We start from the raw sequence: 14611 nt of genomic DNA on the forward strand, positions 1-14611 counted from the left end.
CTAGCACTTAGGCACACTCTTCACATTATAAATGATTTTACTAGTGATTTCAAGCGTGCCTAGTCACAAAAAAACTGGAGGATTCCAGTTTTAATGATTCTCTAAAAAAGCAACGACTTTCTCTAGATTCATAGAGTTTGAACCTTTGAGTAAGATCTGATCATCTGGCTCGATGGTATCCGCCAAAAGCTTTATCATCTCGTCCATCTGGTCTTCTGTGGCGGTCTTTTTGAAATAATAGACCTTGCCAAGCGGGAACAGCTGACTGGCAAGCTCGGCTAAGCCAGCAATGTCCTCGCCGTAGCAGACCAGTGTGTCAATGGTCTCAGGCGATAAACTCATAATCATCTGCTTGTGCAGGTCTTTTGACTGCTCACCTAGCTCTTTCATATCAGCCAGCACAGCGATTTTATTACCAGAAGCTTCCTTTGGAACCTCCGCAAAGGTCTCTAATATCAAGCGCATAGCGGTTGGATTGGCATTATAGACGTCTGACAAGATGTCAGCACCGTTCTTAGCTTTTTTCCACTCGGTGCGGTTTTTGGTGAGTTCGACATGCTCAAGAGCGTCCTTGATATCCTCGTCAGAGACTGCAAGAAGTTTTCCGACATAGGCTGCCAGCATGGCATTTGTGGCGTTATATTTGCCAGTCACTGGAAGCTTAATGGCACGCTCCATGACATTGCACTTAAAGGTGAGACTATCCTTGTACTCAACGACTTCTTGCACCTGAAGCTCTGCATTATCTCCAAAGGTAATCACCTTTTGCTCCGTCGGCAAATAAGGCTCAATCACAGGGTCATTTGGCAATAGCACGATACCGTTTGAGTCCATACCATCGACAATCTGGAGCTTGCCTTTAGCAATCCGACTGCGGCTGCCAAAGAACTCAAGGTGCGCTTCACCAATCAAGGTCACTACGGCAATGCGTGGCTTGGCAAGAAGCGACAAGAGATGGATGTCGCCCATATGGTCTTGCCCCATCTCAAGGACAATCTTTTCCGTATCGTCAGGCATGTGCAGAGCCGTGTAGGGCAGCCCAATCTCATTGTTGTAGTTACCTTGAGTCTTATAGGTTTTATAAGTCGTTTCAAGCACACTTGCAATCATGTCCTTTGTGGTGGTCTTGCCGTTAGAGCCTGTCACTGCAATCACGTCGACACGCATTTTTTCAAGGTAGTAAGCCGCTAACTTTTGAAAAGCTTGCAGGCAATCCTCAACGAGGATGTAGGTGCCATTGTCTAGCGGACGCTCTGACAGCGTCGCAGCAGCGCCATTTGCAAAGGCAGTCTCAATAAAATCATGCCCATCACGAGCTCCTTTTAAAGGGACAAAGAGACTTCCTTTGGTGACTTTTCGGCTGTCAAACTCTACCGACGCTATGGGGACGTCTTCGACATCAGAGAGCGCCTGTGTGCTCTCGACAACTTTCGCAATCTCAGATAATGTTAATTTCATACGTATTTCCTTTATTAGCTATTACTAACAGTATACCTATACGTCCGTAGTAAGTACACTTTACATTGAAGCCATTAAAATAGCTCCGCTCTAAAACTTAACTCTATTATAACATAAGATCTCTATTTTAAGGACCATTCGAAGCAATACAACTCTAAAATCATGCTAAGCTTGCAAGAGCAAAATAGCTCGTATTAGAACCATTCGGAACAACACAGCTCTAAAACTATAATCTATTATAATTTGAATAGATAATGGTTTTGGAACCATTCGGAACAACACAGCTCTAAAACAGGGCACAGCAATTTTAGGTACTGTCAACAGTTTTGGAACCATTCGGAACAACACAGCTCTAAAACTTACTTAATCATTTAAAAGACAAGCTCAATGTTTTGGAACCATTCGGAACAACACAGCTCTAAAACTGGACGGTATTAGGTGGTGGCAATTTACCTGTTTTGGAACCATTCGGAACAACACAGCTCTAAAACTATCCTTGCGCGGGTCGTATCCGTTAGCTTGTTTTGGAACCATTCGGAACAACACAGCTCTAAAACCATGATAGCCATTATCATGACACTTGTTGGGTTTTGGAACCATTCGGAACAACACAGCTCTAAAACTAGTCCTCATTCTTTGCTAGGTTTGCGTTTGTTTTGGAACCATTCGGAACAACACAGCTCTAAAACCTCGTGGACCAATTTTTGTCCCGACATTTCGTAATCGCACCGTTCATCTCAGCTAGATTTCAGTTTCAAATGGTTCCATTTGTTACTCTCATTATAGCATGTTTTCAGAAGATAAGAAATAATCTTCATCCAGCACATACTGCGGAAAGTCGTATAGCCGTCTTGGTTCAATGAAAAGCACCGTTTGATGAGACAGGCGAATGTATTCAACGACTTTTTCCACCTCGTCTTTGGTCAAATAAGCACCAACATTGACGAAAACCAGGAGCTTTTTCTTACTCAAATAATGATACATTTGCAAGATTTCAAAACATTTTTCAAAAATGCTATCACTTGCTGTCTCAATCTTGACACCCAGCGCCTTAATGAGCTCTAAAACAGTGATTTCATCGTATTCTAAGTCTAACTCATTTTCCAAGCACTCAAAGGAAATCAACTCTGTAATCGTTGATGCCAACTTTTCAATCATTGATTTGACTTCTGGCTTAGCATTCAACTGCTCTTCAAGATCAGCGTGGATAAGCTTTAGCATGGCAGGTGCATTGACATCATACCCTAAAATATCCGTCACCAGCATAAGCTCAGACGCTTTTAGTGACTTCATCTTTTCATCGTAGAGTTTGAGTTCGTCGTCCTCCTGATACTGGTAAAAATGCTTAACCAAAGAAGAAAACACGGTAACATCCTCTACGATCAATATAGTCTCTTGAGCTAAAGCCAAGGGCTCGTCTAGTATGGGAAAATTAATCTTCAACATCATAAGCCTCCCCTAGAAAAACCACTCGTTCGTCTGAGTTGGCGACACTTGTGTCTTTGTCACCATTGAGATAAATCATCCGAGAAAACTGCTTTTCAGTCACCGTAAGAAGCGTAATGCTACCCTTTTTAGGATTATTTTCTTGCAAGCGATCAACCATAGCTTTATTTGCGGTGTTATTGAGCAGCAACTTACTGTAAATCGAAAATTGGTGCATAATGAAGCCCTCATTGAGCAAAAATTTTCTAAATTTCCGGTAGGCTTTTCTTTCCTCAGCAGTGTCTGTCGGCATATCAAACATCAAAATCATTCGCATATATCGATAACTCATATCCTAAATTCAGGAACTCCTTTTCCACCATTATTCAACGCCTTGATGACCTTTTTGGTATAGTCACTGACAATATTTGTCAAATACATCTCCTTATTCTTGTAAGCATAGGTCTCAGAAAACATGGTAAAGAGCTCACGTTTCATTTTGACAAAACCAGCGTCACGATTCTCATAGATGATACGGTCTACAATAGGGCGAAAAGGCTCCATGATGTCACTAGCAAGATTAAACTGGTTAAACTGATTAGCGTGCTTCAGCCCAAACTGCGTCATACAACCAGTGATAACCGCCTCACGAGCAAACATACTCATCAACAAGGTATAGCCATAATCGAGACCAGCATTGATAGGACAGTCCAAGTCACGACTAAAGTCATTCCCAAAAAGCCTATTAAAGTAAATCCGTGCAGAGTGTCCTTCACGATTACTAGGGTCAAACAGCTCTAAGCCCTGATACAAGTCCATAATCGCCTGCGATTTTTCATAAAAACCACACTCACCCAAGTAAAGGCTCTGATTGAGTATCTTTTGTGAAATGATATCTGTCCACACTTCTACCTTGACCGTCTCATCCCAAGCAATCTGCCGAGACAGCTGTAAGCTCGAGTCGTGCCGTCCATAAAAGGGCATGAGCATAGCTGTCGGCAAGCGCTTATCATCACAGAAAATCACCAAAATATTTTCATCCACCAAACGCTTTATTAGCATAGTCGTCAGCACAATATCTGTCGTCTCAAGTAGCAAAATATCAATCTCCGAGAGATGAATCATCTCCGTTTGATTGGCATTCTTGAAAATAAGATGATTGTTCTTATAAGAGAGTTTTGAGTGGGTATTTACCACAATCGTTCGCCAACCCATTAGACATCCCCCAGCTGACTCAAATCAATACGTGTCTCATACAGACCTGTGATGGATTGGTGGATGAGAGTGGCGTTGAGGCATTCTGTGGTTGACATATAACGTTTGCGTGGGATTTTAGTACCAAGGAAAGTAAAATCAGCCGGTGCACCTAGTGCCGTCAAACCAAGGAGATGAATAAAGGACGGTGCAATCTCTTCTATCGGAAAATCGTTGATTCTTTCTGCTGCAGTCTTGATTTTGCTGACATTATTTTCGGCGTCGATGTAGTTATAAGCAAATACCTCAATATAAGATAACAAAAGCTCAAAGTCTTCTTTATGAGCTTTGACATACTCTAAATGTTTTGGCTCATTGAGATTATTAATCCTGTGTGCATGATAAAGCAAGGTCGAAAGTTTCTGTGGTAAGATCATTTCATTTCCTTTTTGCAGCTCACCAGCGCTTGCTAGCAGACGTTTTTTTCCATCAGAAGAAGCAAATAAGCTATATTTAGGCAGGATAATCAAGGTGTCTTTTTGTATATTTTTGTAGCCCTTGCTCTCTAAGAAAGCAACTTTATCTTTCTCAAAAGCAAGACGCTCCATAACAGAGATACCAACCAGCGTTTTAATCGTTTTCAGCTTCTTAGCTTTGCCCTTTTCAACATCAGCGACAACAAAGACAGAGTAGGCAATTGTTGGGCTGTCAAAACCACCATACTTTTTAGGGTCCAAATAAACATCCTTCGTCTTTCTTGCGATGAGCTTATCAGCGTCACCCTTTGGTAAAATAGACTCTTTTGAAAAACGACCTGCTTGCTTTTCAACTTTTTTCACGATGTTGACCTGTGGGTAAGATAACACTTTTTGAACTGTTTTAAAATGTTTTCTCCAATTCCAAACCAATCCACTATCCCCGTCTTTTTCGTCAATTTTTTTAACAATTACTCTACCATCTTTTTTAATGACGATAGGTTTAAAAAAGTTCATCAAATTAGTATAGAAGAAAAACTTGGCAGTTGCTTTGTCTTTGGTGGTCGTCATCATCTTGCGCAAATCCTCACTTCTATACTCACCATAGACAAGTTCAGGTTTTAGTTTTGGATATTTTTTGAGCAAAGCTGTGCCTACAACAACATTAAGATAAGCGTCATGTGCATGATGATAATCATTGATTTCACGCACTTTATAGAGTCCATAAATCTTTCTAAACTGAGACACTAAATTGGATTTTAAGGTAATAATCTTAACCTTGTCTTTTTCATCACGATTTGTATTGAAGCGCTTACCCAAAATCTGTGCGACGTGTTTGGTGATTTGTCTAGTCTCTACCAGCTGACGCTTGATAAAGCCTGCTTTATCGTTTTCACTCAAAGCACCACGTTCCGCTCTCGTCAAGTTATCAAACTTACGCTGAGAGATGAGCTCTGACTTAAGCAGTCGCTCCCAGTAAGCCTTTTGTTTCTTAACAACCTCAAGACTGGGTACATCATCTGACTTACCACGATTCTCAGCCGATTTGGTCAGCACACGGTTGTCTATAGAGTCGTCCTTAATAAAGGCTTGCGGAATAATATGGTCAATATCGTATTGACTAAGGTGATCAATATCAAGTGGTTCATCTCTATACATATCTCTACCATTTTGAAGATAGTAGAGAAAGAGTTTGTCTCTCTTTAAATGATGATTTTCAACTTCTCCATCAATATAAGACGGTTTATCTGCTTTTAGGATATCACTACCAAAATTATTCAAAGCATCTTGAAGACATTTCAAACGTTGTTGTGAGTTCTTACGCCCTTTGTTAGTAGTCTGGTTTTCACGAGCCATTTCAATGACGATATGTTCTGGTAAATTTGTCCCTTTGCGTAAATCTCCTCCCATTACTTTGACCAGCTCATCAACAATTTTCACACTCTGCAAAATCCCTTTTTTAATGGCGGGACTGCCTGCCAGCTGGCTGACGGTTTCTTTGAGATTATCCACATTATCAATGACCTGTGCTTTTTCAATAGTTTCTCTGAAAGGAAGTCGTTCATCATTGATGAGCTGCATAAAGTTACGGTTAGCTTTACCATCATCCATCAAATAATCCAGAATGGTCTTATTCGTTTCTTTATTGCGAATGCCATCGATAAGTTTGTGAGATAGTTTCCCCCAGCCAGTGTAATGCTTGCGTGCTAGTTGTTTTAGCTCTTTCTTTGTAAACAGATGACTGTATTTTTGCAGGCGTTTATCAATCATCTGTTTATCTTCAAACAAGGTCAATGTATGAATGATATCTTCGATAATATCTTCATTCGCCTCATCGTCTAAGAAATCTTTGTCCAAGATTTTCTTTAAATCATGATAGGTGCCAAGACTGGCGTTGAAGGTTTTCTTTTCCTCGTCAAGTCCTTCTATGTCAACAGCTCTTAGTATAGAATGTACTTTGTCTAAATGGTTTAACAGCTTTTCTTTAGTGACTTTTCGCTCCTCTTTAAAGACCTGATTAAAAATACTCTTCTTAGTCTTTGCATCAAAATAGATGGATTTTCCTCGCTCATCGATATATTTGATTTTGGTCAACTCATTATAAACGGTGAATTTTTCATAGACGAAGCTGTGTTTTGGTAGCACCTTTTCCTCTGGCAGATAAAGGTCATATGAGGTCATCTTTGTGATAAAGTCCTCCGCAGACTTGTCCTTATCCACCACCTCATCAAAGTTCCAAGGCGTAATTTTTTCATCAGAGCTGTAGCTTGCCCAGGCAAAACGTCCCTTTTGACGTGCCAACGGTCCAACATAGTAAGGGATTTTAAAGGTAAAGATTTTTTCAATCTTGTCTTGATTTTCCGCTAAAAATGGATAGTACGTCGCTTGACGGTGTAAAATTGCCCGAAGTTCTTTCAAGTGCAACTGGTGCGGAATCGTTCCATTATCAAAGGTTCTCTGCTTACGCAAAAAGTTATCACGCTCTATTTTATCAAGAAAATACTGACTACCGTCCAGTTTTGAGAGAATGCCTTTTAAATATTTGTAAAAATCATCCTGCTTCACACTAGTTTTAGTGTATCCCTTATTTTTTCGATTTTTGATGTAGGCTGCATAGCCATTTTTCTTCTCGTCTTTGAAAATCTCAGTATACTTTTCAGGTGCTTTTTCCTTGATAAAACGCTTCAGCTTAGCGAGGTCTTCCTCGTGCTCTGTGTAGCGCTTAACCATTGAGGCAGAGACTTTTGCCTTGGTTGTGCCGTCATTTACCGTCAAAATTCCTGACAATAAAATCGCATTATAGAGGTTTTGAGCAGCCACAAAGACATCAGCCAAATCATCTCCGATTTGAGCTAACACTTCACCCAAATCCTCCTCATAGCTGTCTTTTGAAAACTGCAACTTAGCATCTTCTGATAGTTTGAAATGAGCTTTAAAGTTGGGCTGCAAACCAAGTGATAGAGCGATAAGATTGCCAAAAAAGCTGTTCTTCTTTTCTGTCGGATAATGTTTGATGAGCTTTTCCAAACGGCGTGACTTACTGCTATTTTCAGTCAAAATCGTAGCCGCATCCACCTCTATCTCAGAGTGATGACTATCCTCTACACTCTTATCATACACTTCTACGAATGCTTCAAATAGCTTTTGGACATCTGTATTTTCAGCATCCAAATCCCCCTCAATCAAAAAATGCCCACGAAACTTGATAATATGCGCCAATGCTAAATAAACAAGACGCAAGTCTGCTTTTTCTTGTTTGTCAGCCAAGTGTTTTCTGAGGTGATAAATTGTAGGAAAGGCTTTGTGATAAGCTTTTTCCTCAACTTCATTTGCAAAAATAGGATGACGTTCACCACTCTTATCTTCTGGCTTTAAAAAGGACTCATCCAAACGATGAAAAAAACTTTCATCAACCTTATTCATCTCCTCAGCAAAAATCTCCTGAAGATAGCGAAGACGATTTTTACGACGTGTATAACGCCGTCTTGCAGTTCGCTTAAGACGTGTCCCCTCAGCCGTATCAGCGCCATCAAACAAGAGCGCTCCTAATAAGTTTTTCTTAACTGCCGTCTTATCCGTATTTCCACGTACTTTCATCTTCTTTGATGGAACTTTATAGTCATCGGTCACAACTGCCCAACCGACACTGTTTGTACCAATATCAAGTCCAATTGAGTATTTTTTCATAGAAAACTCCTTTATAAAATCTTAATGTAATGATTACACTACAATTTTCACAAATTTCAAGTCAAAAGACAATTGATTTCTGACAAAATAATTGTTTTTTGTTAAACTGGAAGATGGATTATATTTAGTTTTAGAGCTGTGTTGTTTCGAATGGCTCCAAAACAATTAATACAATCTCCAAAGTTTTTTAGTATACAACCGTTTTCATTATACCATATTTAACTTATTTTGAGCAAAAGAGTTGATAAGTTTATGTAAAAATGCTATACTGTCTATGTTGGAACTATTCGAAACAACACAGCGAGTTAAAATAAGGCTTAGTCCGTAAACAACTTTGCAAAAAAGTAGGCACCGAATCGGTGCCTTTTTTCTTATGTTCATTTGGACATCAAAAAAGCTAGGCTGAGCCTAGCTTTTTATTATTTACCAAGGTAGTATTCGTTTGTCACGTTCAAATCTTCGTCAAATTCAAATACCAATGGTGGGAAGTTAGGGATTTCAACATCCATGATTTCATCATCTGACAAGTGTTTGATGTGTTTTACAAGGGCACGGATTGAGTTACCGTGTGCGCCAACGAAAACATTTTTACCGTCTTTAAGAGCTGGTGCGATTTTATCTTCCCAGAAAGGAAGGGCACGCTCAAGTGTAACTTTCAAGTTTTCAGCGTCTGGAATAACAGAGTCATCAAGTGATGCGTAACGACGGTCAGTGTGTGCTGAGTACTCATCGTCTTTAGCCATTGCTGGTGGCAATACATCGTATGAACGACGCCAGATGTGAACTTGCTCATCACCCCATTTAGCTGCTGCTTCAGCTTTGTTTTGGCCAGTCAAGCCACCGTAGTGACGTTCGTTTAAGCGCCATGATTTTTCAACTGGCACCCAAAGTTGGTCAGAAGCTTCAAGCGCAAGATTAGTAGTTTTGATCGCACGTTTCAAAACAGATGTGTAAGCAACATCAAACTCGATACCAGCTTCTTTAATCAATTTACCAGCGTCGATAGCTTGTTGTGTTCCTTTGTCTGAAAGATCAACATCAGCCCAACCTGTGAAAAGGTTTGCTTTGTTCCATTCTGATTCACCATGGCGTGCAAATACTAATTTTACCATTTAGATATGTCTCCTTTTATTTAGGCAACTGCCTTTACTTACCTCCCTATTTTACACGAAAATAGGGAAAAAAGCTAGTTTTAGAGTGAATTTATTTGTGGAAACGTTTTTATAAGATGAACATTTAGCAACCATTTATATCATTGTTCGTATTTGACGAATTTTATGAGGGACTATTGCCCTTTTTAGACGAAAATGATAGAATAAAACAAAACTTTCTTGGAGGATATTATGGTTTCTACTGCAACTCGGATCGGAAATTTTCAGTTTGACAACTGCTTGATGAACGCTGCTGGGGTATTTTGTATGACACGTGAGGAGCTAGAGAAGGTTGAGAGCTCTGCTGCTGGGTCTTTTGTCACCAAAACTGCCACACTAGAAGCCCGTGCTGGTAACCCTGAGCCACGTTATGTCAACACCGACCTTGGCTCTATCAACTCAATGGGGTTACCAAACAACGGACTTGACTACTATTTAGACTATGTCATCGAAGAGCAAAATCGTGTTGGCAGTAAGCCACATGTCCTCTCTCTAGTTGGCATGTCACCAGATGAAACCCACACTATCCTCAAAAAAGTGCAAGCAAGCGATTATCAAGGGCTTGTTGAGCTCAACCTTTCTTGCCCAAATGTCCCTGGAAAACCTCAAATCGCCTATGATTTTGAAACGACAGATACGATTTTAAAAGAAGTCTTTAGCTACTATACTAAGCCATTTGGGATTAAACTGCCACCTTATTTTGATATTGTACACTTTGACCAAGCGGCAGCTATCTTTAATAAATACCCACTTGTTTTTGTCAACTGTGTCAACTCTATCGGAAATGGGCTTGTGATTGAGGATGAGACTGTCGTCATCAAACCTAAAAATGGTTTTGGCGGATTAGGTGGTGACTACATCAAGCCAACAGCACTAGCTAATGTGCATGCTTTCTACAAACGCCTCAATCCTTCTATCCAAATCATCGGAACTGGCGGTGTCAAAACAGGTCGTGATGCTTTTGAGCATATTCTCTGCGGTGCAAGCATGGTGCAGCTCGGAACTGTCCTTCAAAAAGAAGGCACAGAGGCTTTTGAGCGTATCACAAAAGAACTTCAAGCCATCATGGCTGAAAAAGGCTATGAAACTCTTGATGATTTTCGTGGAAAATTACATTATATTGACTAAAAAGTTGAGCTTTTCTCAACTTTTTTATCTTTCTTTAAAAATGATTGTCAAATAGCGCTTTAGCCCTTATAATAAAAGAGACTCTATTTTAGAAAGTGAACGCTATGACCATGTCTGCTAAAGATAACTGTGACACCCTTCAGATAGTCCTAAAAGCTGGGAAGATTCTCGTTGAAAGTGGCGCTGAAGTTTATCGTGTCGAACAAACCATGGGCTATATCGCAAAAGCTCTTGGCATGAAAGATTTTGATGCTTACGTCATTAGTAACGGTATCATGGCATCCGCTGTCAATGCTCAAGGGCAACAAGAAGCTGCTATTCTCAATGTCTATGAGCAAAATATCAATCTTGGAAAAATAGAAGCGGTCAATACCCTCTCACGTCAAGTAATACTAAACCCTACACCATCTGCTAAAGCTATTTCCAAACAGCTTGATACTATTGACCGAATGCGAGACTACAATATCTGGTATTATCTCTTGGCTTATTTTGCGGGGGCTGGTGCTTTTTCACTCGCTCTTGGCAGCTCGCTGAGCGATTCATTTGCGGCTGCAATAACAGGGTTGTTTCTAGGTTTGGTGCTACATCGGGTGGGGCGCTTTGTCCACACTAGCTTTTTATTGACTATCATCGGAAGCTCTGCTGCTTGTCTATCGGTTAATCTACTGCACCTTATGGGCATTGGTCACTACCGTGGTCTTATCCTTTTAGGAGCGCTCATGATGTTGGTACCAGGAGCTATTTTTACCAGCTCGGTCAGAGAGTTTTCGCAAAATAATTTCTCAACAGGTCTAGCCCTTTTGATGTCGTCTCTTCTCGTTTGTATCTCTATTTCTGTCGGGGTGGTGGCTGTGACTGAACTGCTGCCTTTTGCCAATCCTCTGCAGCAAAATTTTTCAGCTAATATTGAGACCGTTTTTGAGCTCATTGTGCGAGTCGTCATGGCTGGTGTCGGGACAATTGCCTTTGCTATTCTCTTTCAAGTGCCAAAGCGCTATTTTCTTGACTTGGGTATCTTGGGCAGTTTGTCATGGCTTTTATATCTCGTCATCATGTACTATTATCACATCGAGGCGCTTGCGGTCTTTATCCCTGGGCTTTTTGGTTCCTTTTTGTCACGTGTCTTTGCCATCAAGAGAAAATGCCCTATGACTATCTTTTTATCGACGAGTATGATGCCGCTCATTCCTGGGCTGAGTTTGTACCGTGCCATTTACTTTTTATTGACCGGCGCTGACCAGCTGGCAATGGTCTATCTGCGCTCTTGCTTTATCACCGCTTTTATGATTGCACTTGCCATTAGCATTGTTCAGCAAATTCCAAGGCATTTTTTCAAAACACGCTTTTTATCCTAATGAAAAACCCTTTAATCATAAGATTAAAGGGTTTTTGCTTACCAATCTCGGTCATACTCCTCTTCTTCTTGCTCTTTTTTCTCAGCTTCAGATAAGTCTTCGACTGGCTTTTTGATAATATGACCATTCTCATCTACTTCTGGCTTAATGCTACGCATATAAACCATCAGCAAGGCTATTTTAGTAATAGTAAATAAAAGTAAAATCGCTAAAAAGAGATAAAATACTGTGTTCATCTAATATCCTCTAGCAAATAGTTGGTCGCTTAGGCTCTGACAGTTTTACTGGAGCCATCTTTTTGGTAGAGATTGACAAGCCCTTCCTTGCAGGCACGAATCATGTCACCCGGTTTTACAGCTTGGGGAACAGTGATGGTTAGAAGCTCCATTGGTTTTGGTGCACGCTCGATTTTATTGCCTTCAGAATCGTGAAGATCCTTGATGTAGCACTCAAAGTGGCGGAAGCCTGGACCGTAAAACTCAACAGCGTCACCCTCAAGGATAACATTACGCTGACGAATGGTTGCAGTCATGTTTTTAGAGTCAAACGCCACCACTTCACCGACAAACTTGTATTGTGGAATTTTGCGGCGAGCGCCAAAGAGCTGCTCGTTTTCTGTTGGTGTTTGGTAGTAAAATCCTGTCGCCAATTCACGTTGAGCGACTTTCCACAGTTCATCAATCAAGTCTTCCTTGATAGCTTCAAACTTTTCTGGGCTTTCCATATAAGCGTCAACCACTGCCTTGTAGCAGTTGGTCACGGTTGAAACATAGTGGATAGACTTCATGCGTCCTTCAATCTTGAGACTATCAACACCATTTTCAATCATGTCTGGGATATTTTCAATCATGCACATATCAACGGCAGACATGGAAAATTCTTCAGGAATTTCACCTTTTAGTGAGCGGCGTTCTTGACCAAATGGCATGTCATAGAGGTTGTATTTCCAGCGGCAAGACTGTGAGCAGCCTCCACGGTTGGCGTCACGGTGACTCATGTGGTTTGATAGCACACAACGCCCTGAGTAAGAAATACACATCGCTCCGTGTACAAAAGCTTCAATCTCAACGCTTGTGCGTTTTCGGATTTCAGCAAGCTCAGCCATAGACACCTCACGGGCAAGCACAACACGAGTCAGCCCCAATTCTTTCCAAAACTCAAAGGTCTCGTAGTTGGTTGAGGAAGCCTGAGTTGAGAGGTGAATCTCAAGACCAGGTGCTTCTGTCGCACAAATCACGATAAGCGCTGGGTCAGAGACGATAACGGCGTCCAAGCCCATGTCACGCAACTCACGAAACCATGCGCCAGCACCGATTTCATTGCCCTCGTGGGTCACCATGTTGGCGGCGACGTAGACCTTTGCTCCACGCTCATGCGCATAGTTAATACCTTCTTGCATTTCCTCCATTGAGAAATTTCCTGCTCGGCTACGCAGTCCATAAGCCTGTCCTCCGACAAAGACAGCGTCTGCACCGTAGTCAATGGCTACCTTTAATTTTTCAAGCGTCCCAGCAGGTGACAAGACCTCTGGGCGTTTCAATGTTTTTGTCATACGATTCTCCAATTTTCAAGATTGTAAGGTGTATAAAGTAGGATTAGCATGCCCTGAAATTAGAAACTCTCTCATGCTAATAGCTGATTATTTGACCGTGTCTGGGTCAAAGTCGTAAAATCCTGTGTCCAGTCCACGTCCAACAGGGTGTAAGCGATGAATCTCCTCATCAAACAAGAAAGCTTGGTCTTGGCTAAACGTGTCTTCTTGCATCAAATCACGCGCTTTAACAAACAATTTTGCAATCTCTACAAAATTGTCCCCTGGGCAGTAAATGCCGTCTAGCTTCCAGTGTGTGAAATGATGTTCAACCAGCTCAGACAGTTTGGTCATCATGTCGATATCATTGTTGATAAAGATGTGGGTGCCGTGCTTGTCCTCATAGATAGAGTAGTGGCTGTTTTCGTCATTTGGCTCTGATAGGAAAAGCCCACGCTCACGAGTCTTTTCATCATCAACATGCGTGAAATTATAGTAATTTTGCAGCAAGGGACGTTTTGAGTGATGAATGACAGAAGCGCCGTAAACCAGCACTTCAGCAGGAAAGTCCAGATTTTCCGACATCTTAAAGAGCTCTTCAGATGGAATCTCACGGGCTAGCACTGTCTCAACAGCGCCATGCTCACCCCAAAAATTAACCTGACGGCTTGATGTGACAAAGACAGAGGTGTCGTAGATGAGCTTGAAATTATAGCCATCACGTTTATTGACATAAAAAACACCGGCGTCTCCAACGACCAGATAGTCCACTTTGATTTCCTTCATCAGGTCAAGAAAAGGCTTGATATTGTCCATCATGTCTTGGTGCATGAGCGCATTGCAGGCAACGGTCAACTCACGTCCTGCGTCGTGGACAAGCTTTGCGATTTCTCGCAACTCATCATAGGTAAAATTGTGAGGGAGGCGAAGACCGTAATTTTCCTCACCAACATAAATGCGGTCTACTCCAGCAGCCAACAAATCCTTGACTTGCTCGATAGACTCCGCAGTAGCAGTAATGATTATTTTTTCCATAGCAGTCCTATTTTACCACAAATTAGCCCAAATGCCTATCAAAGGGCTTAAAAGTTCTCTGAAAGTGACTTTTTATTGAGACTTTTCTAGGTCATTTTTAAAAGTTCTAAAATGAAGTTAGCCACTTAAAAGTATGAAAAAACACCTCAGAGAGATATAATTGTAATCACC

11 protein-coding genes and 1 CRISPR repeat array are annotated in these 14611 nt (G+C 41.1%); of the genes, 2 read left to right on the forward strand and 9 right to left on the reverse strand.

The window, feature by feature from the left end; translation table 11 throughout:
* Positions 1-90: 90 nt before the first annotated feature.
* The 6 genes from AALA56_RS06510 to AALA56_RS06535 form a co-directional block, all read right to left on the reverse strand.
* Positions 91-1458 carry a UDP-N-acetylmuramoyl-tripeptide--D-alanyl-D-alanine ligase gene (locus AALA56_RS06510; protein WP_369909298.1) on the reverse strand — a complete coding sequence of 456 codons (1368 nt, stop codon included), beginning with the start codon at positions 1456-1458 and terminating at the stop codon, positions 91-93.
* A gap of 191 nt (positions 1459-1649) precedes the next feature.
* Positions 1650-2147: a CRISPR direct-repeat array (repeat unit 36 nt; unit sequence GTTTTGGAACCATTCGGAACAACACAGCTCTAAAAC).
* A gap of 91 nt (positions 2148-2238) precedes the next feature.
* On the reverse strand, positions 2239-2904 hold the full coding sequence (gene csn2, locus AALA56_RS06515) for a type II-A CRISPR-associated protein Csn2 (protein ID WP_369909306.1): 666 nt from the start codon (positions 2902-2904) through the stop codon (positions 2239-2241).
* Positions 2891-3235, reverse strand: a complete 345-nt coding sequence (cas2, locus tag AALA56_RS06520) for a CRISPR-associated endonuclease Cas2 (protein WP_164683515.1) — start codon at positions 3233-3235, stop codon at positions 2891-2893. Before cas2 ends, csn2 begins: the two co-directional genes overlap by 14 nt.
* Positions 3232-4098 carry a type II CRISPR-associated endonuclease Cas1 gene (cas1, locus tag AALA56_RS06525; protein ID WP_369909299.1) on the reverse strand — a complete coding sequence of 289 codons (867 nt, stop codon included), beginning with the start codon at positions 4096-4098 and terminating at the stop codon, positions 3232-3234. The genes cas2 and cas1 overlap by 4 nt, the downstream gene beginning before the upstream one ends.
* Positions 4098-8240, reverse strand: coding sequence for a type II CRISPR RNA-guided endonuclease Cas9 (gene cas9, locus AALA56_RS06530; protein WP_369909300.1), 4143 nt, complete (start codon positions 8238-8240; stop codon positions 4098-4100). Before cas9 ends, cas1 begins: the two co-directional genes overlap by 1 nt.
* A 419-nt stretch (positions 8241-8659) precedes the next feature.
* Positions 8660-9352: a phosphoglycerate mutase gene (locus AALA56_RS06535; protein WP_115268903.1), complete on the reverse strand. Its 693-nt coding sequence runs from the start codon at positions 9350-9352 to the stop codon at positions 8660-8662.
* Between the two features lie 231 nt (positions 9353-9583).
* On the opposite strand from AALA56_RS06535, the gene AALA56_RS06540 reads away from it, so the two are divergent.
* Together AALA56_RS06540 and AALA56_RS06545 are read left to right on the forward strand one after the other, a co-directional pair.
* Positions 9584-10519, forward strand: coding sequence for a dihydroorotate oxidase (locus AALA56_RS06540; protein WP_369909301.1), 936 nt, complete (start codon positions 9584-9586; stop codon positions 10517-10519).
* 110 nt (positions 10520-10629) lie between these two features.
* Positions 10630-11874 (forward strand): threonine/serine ThrE exporter family protein, encoded by a 1245-nt coding sequence (locus AALA56_RS06545; RefSeq protein WP_369909302.1) that lies wholly within the window; start codon positions 10630-10632, stop codon positions 11872-11874.
* Positions 11875-11912: 38 nt separating this feature from the next.
* Here AALA56_RS06545 and AALA56_RS06550 read toward each other — a convergent pair whose 3' ends face one another.
* From AALA56_RS06550 to AALA56_RS06560, 3 genes are all read right to left on the reverse strand, one after another.
* Entirely contained in the window at positions 11913-12110 is a 198-nt protein-coding gene (locus AALA56_RS06550; protein ID WP_369909303.1) for a hypothetical protein, read from the reverse strand.
* Between the two features lie 29 nt (positions 12111-12139).
* A complete protein-coding gene (locus tag AALA56_RS06555) occupies positions 12140-13426 on the reverse strand; it encodes a peptidase U32 family protein (protein ID WP_369909304.1) in 1287 nt (428 codons plus the stop codon).
* Between the two features lie 87 nt (positions 13427-13513).
* Positions 13514-14440, reverse strand: a complete 927-nt coding sequence (locus AALA56_RS06560; protein WP_369909305.1) for a peptidase U32 family protein — start codon at positions 14438-14440, stop codon at positions 13514-13516.
* Positions 14441-14611: the final 171 nt, after the last annotated feature.

Source organism: Streptococcus hyointestinalis, assembly GCF_041225505.1.
In the GTDB taxonomy this organism is placed as follows: Bacteria; Bacillota; Bacilli; order Lactobacillales; family Streptococcaceae; genus Streptococcus; species Streptococcus hyointestinalis_B.

Excerpts from the sequence above, each read along its gene's own strand:
- AALA56_RS06510 (WP_369909298.1), bottom strand. The coding sequence starts at position 1,458 with ATGAAATTAACATTATCTGAGATTGCGAAAGTTGTCGAGAGCACACAG.
- csn2 (WP_369909306.1), bottom strand. The coding sequence starts at position 2,904 with ATGTTGAAGATTAATTTTCCCATACTAGACGAGCCCTTGGCTTTAGCT.
- cas2 (WP_164683515.1), bottom strand. The coding sequence starts at position 3,235 with ATGAGTTATCGATATATGCGAATGATTTTGATGTTTGATATGCCGACA.
- cas1 (WP_369909299.1), bottom strand. The coding sequence starts at position 4,098 with ATGGGTTGGCGAACGATTGTGGTAAATACCCACTCAAAACTCTCTTAT.
- cas9 (WP_369909300.1), bottom strand. The coding sequence starts at position 8,240 with ATGAAAAAATACTCAATTGGACTTGATATTGGTACAAACAGTGTCGGT.
- AALA56_RS06535 (WP_115268903.1), bottom strand. The coding sequence starts at position 9,352 with ATGGTAAAATTAGTATTTGCACGCCATGGTGAATCAGAATGGAACAAA.
- AALA56_RS06540 (WP_369909301.1), top strand. The coding sequence starts at position 9,584 with ATGGTTTCTACTGCAACTCGGATCGGAAATTTTCAGTTTGACAACTGC.
- AALA56_RS06545 (WP_369909302.1), top strand. The coding sequence starts at position 10,630 with ATGTCTGCTAAAGATAACTGTGACACCCTTCAGATAGTCCTAAAAGCT.
- AALA56_RS06550 (WP_369909303.1), bottom strand. The coding sequence starts at position 12,110 with ATGAACACAGTATTTTATCTCTTTTTAGCGATTTTACTTTTATTTACT.
- AALA56_RS06555 (WP_369909304.1), bottom strand. The coding sequence starts at position 13,426 with ATGACAAAAACATTGAAACGCCCAGAGGTCTTGTCACCTGCTGGGACG.
- AALA56_RS06560 (WP_369909305.1), bottom strand. The coding sequence starts at position 14,440 with ATGGAAAAAATAATCATTACTGCTACTGCGGAGTCTATCGAGCAAGTC.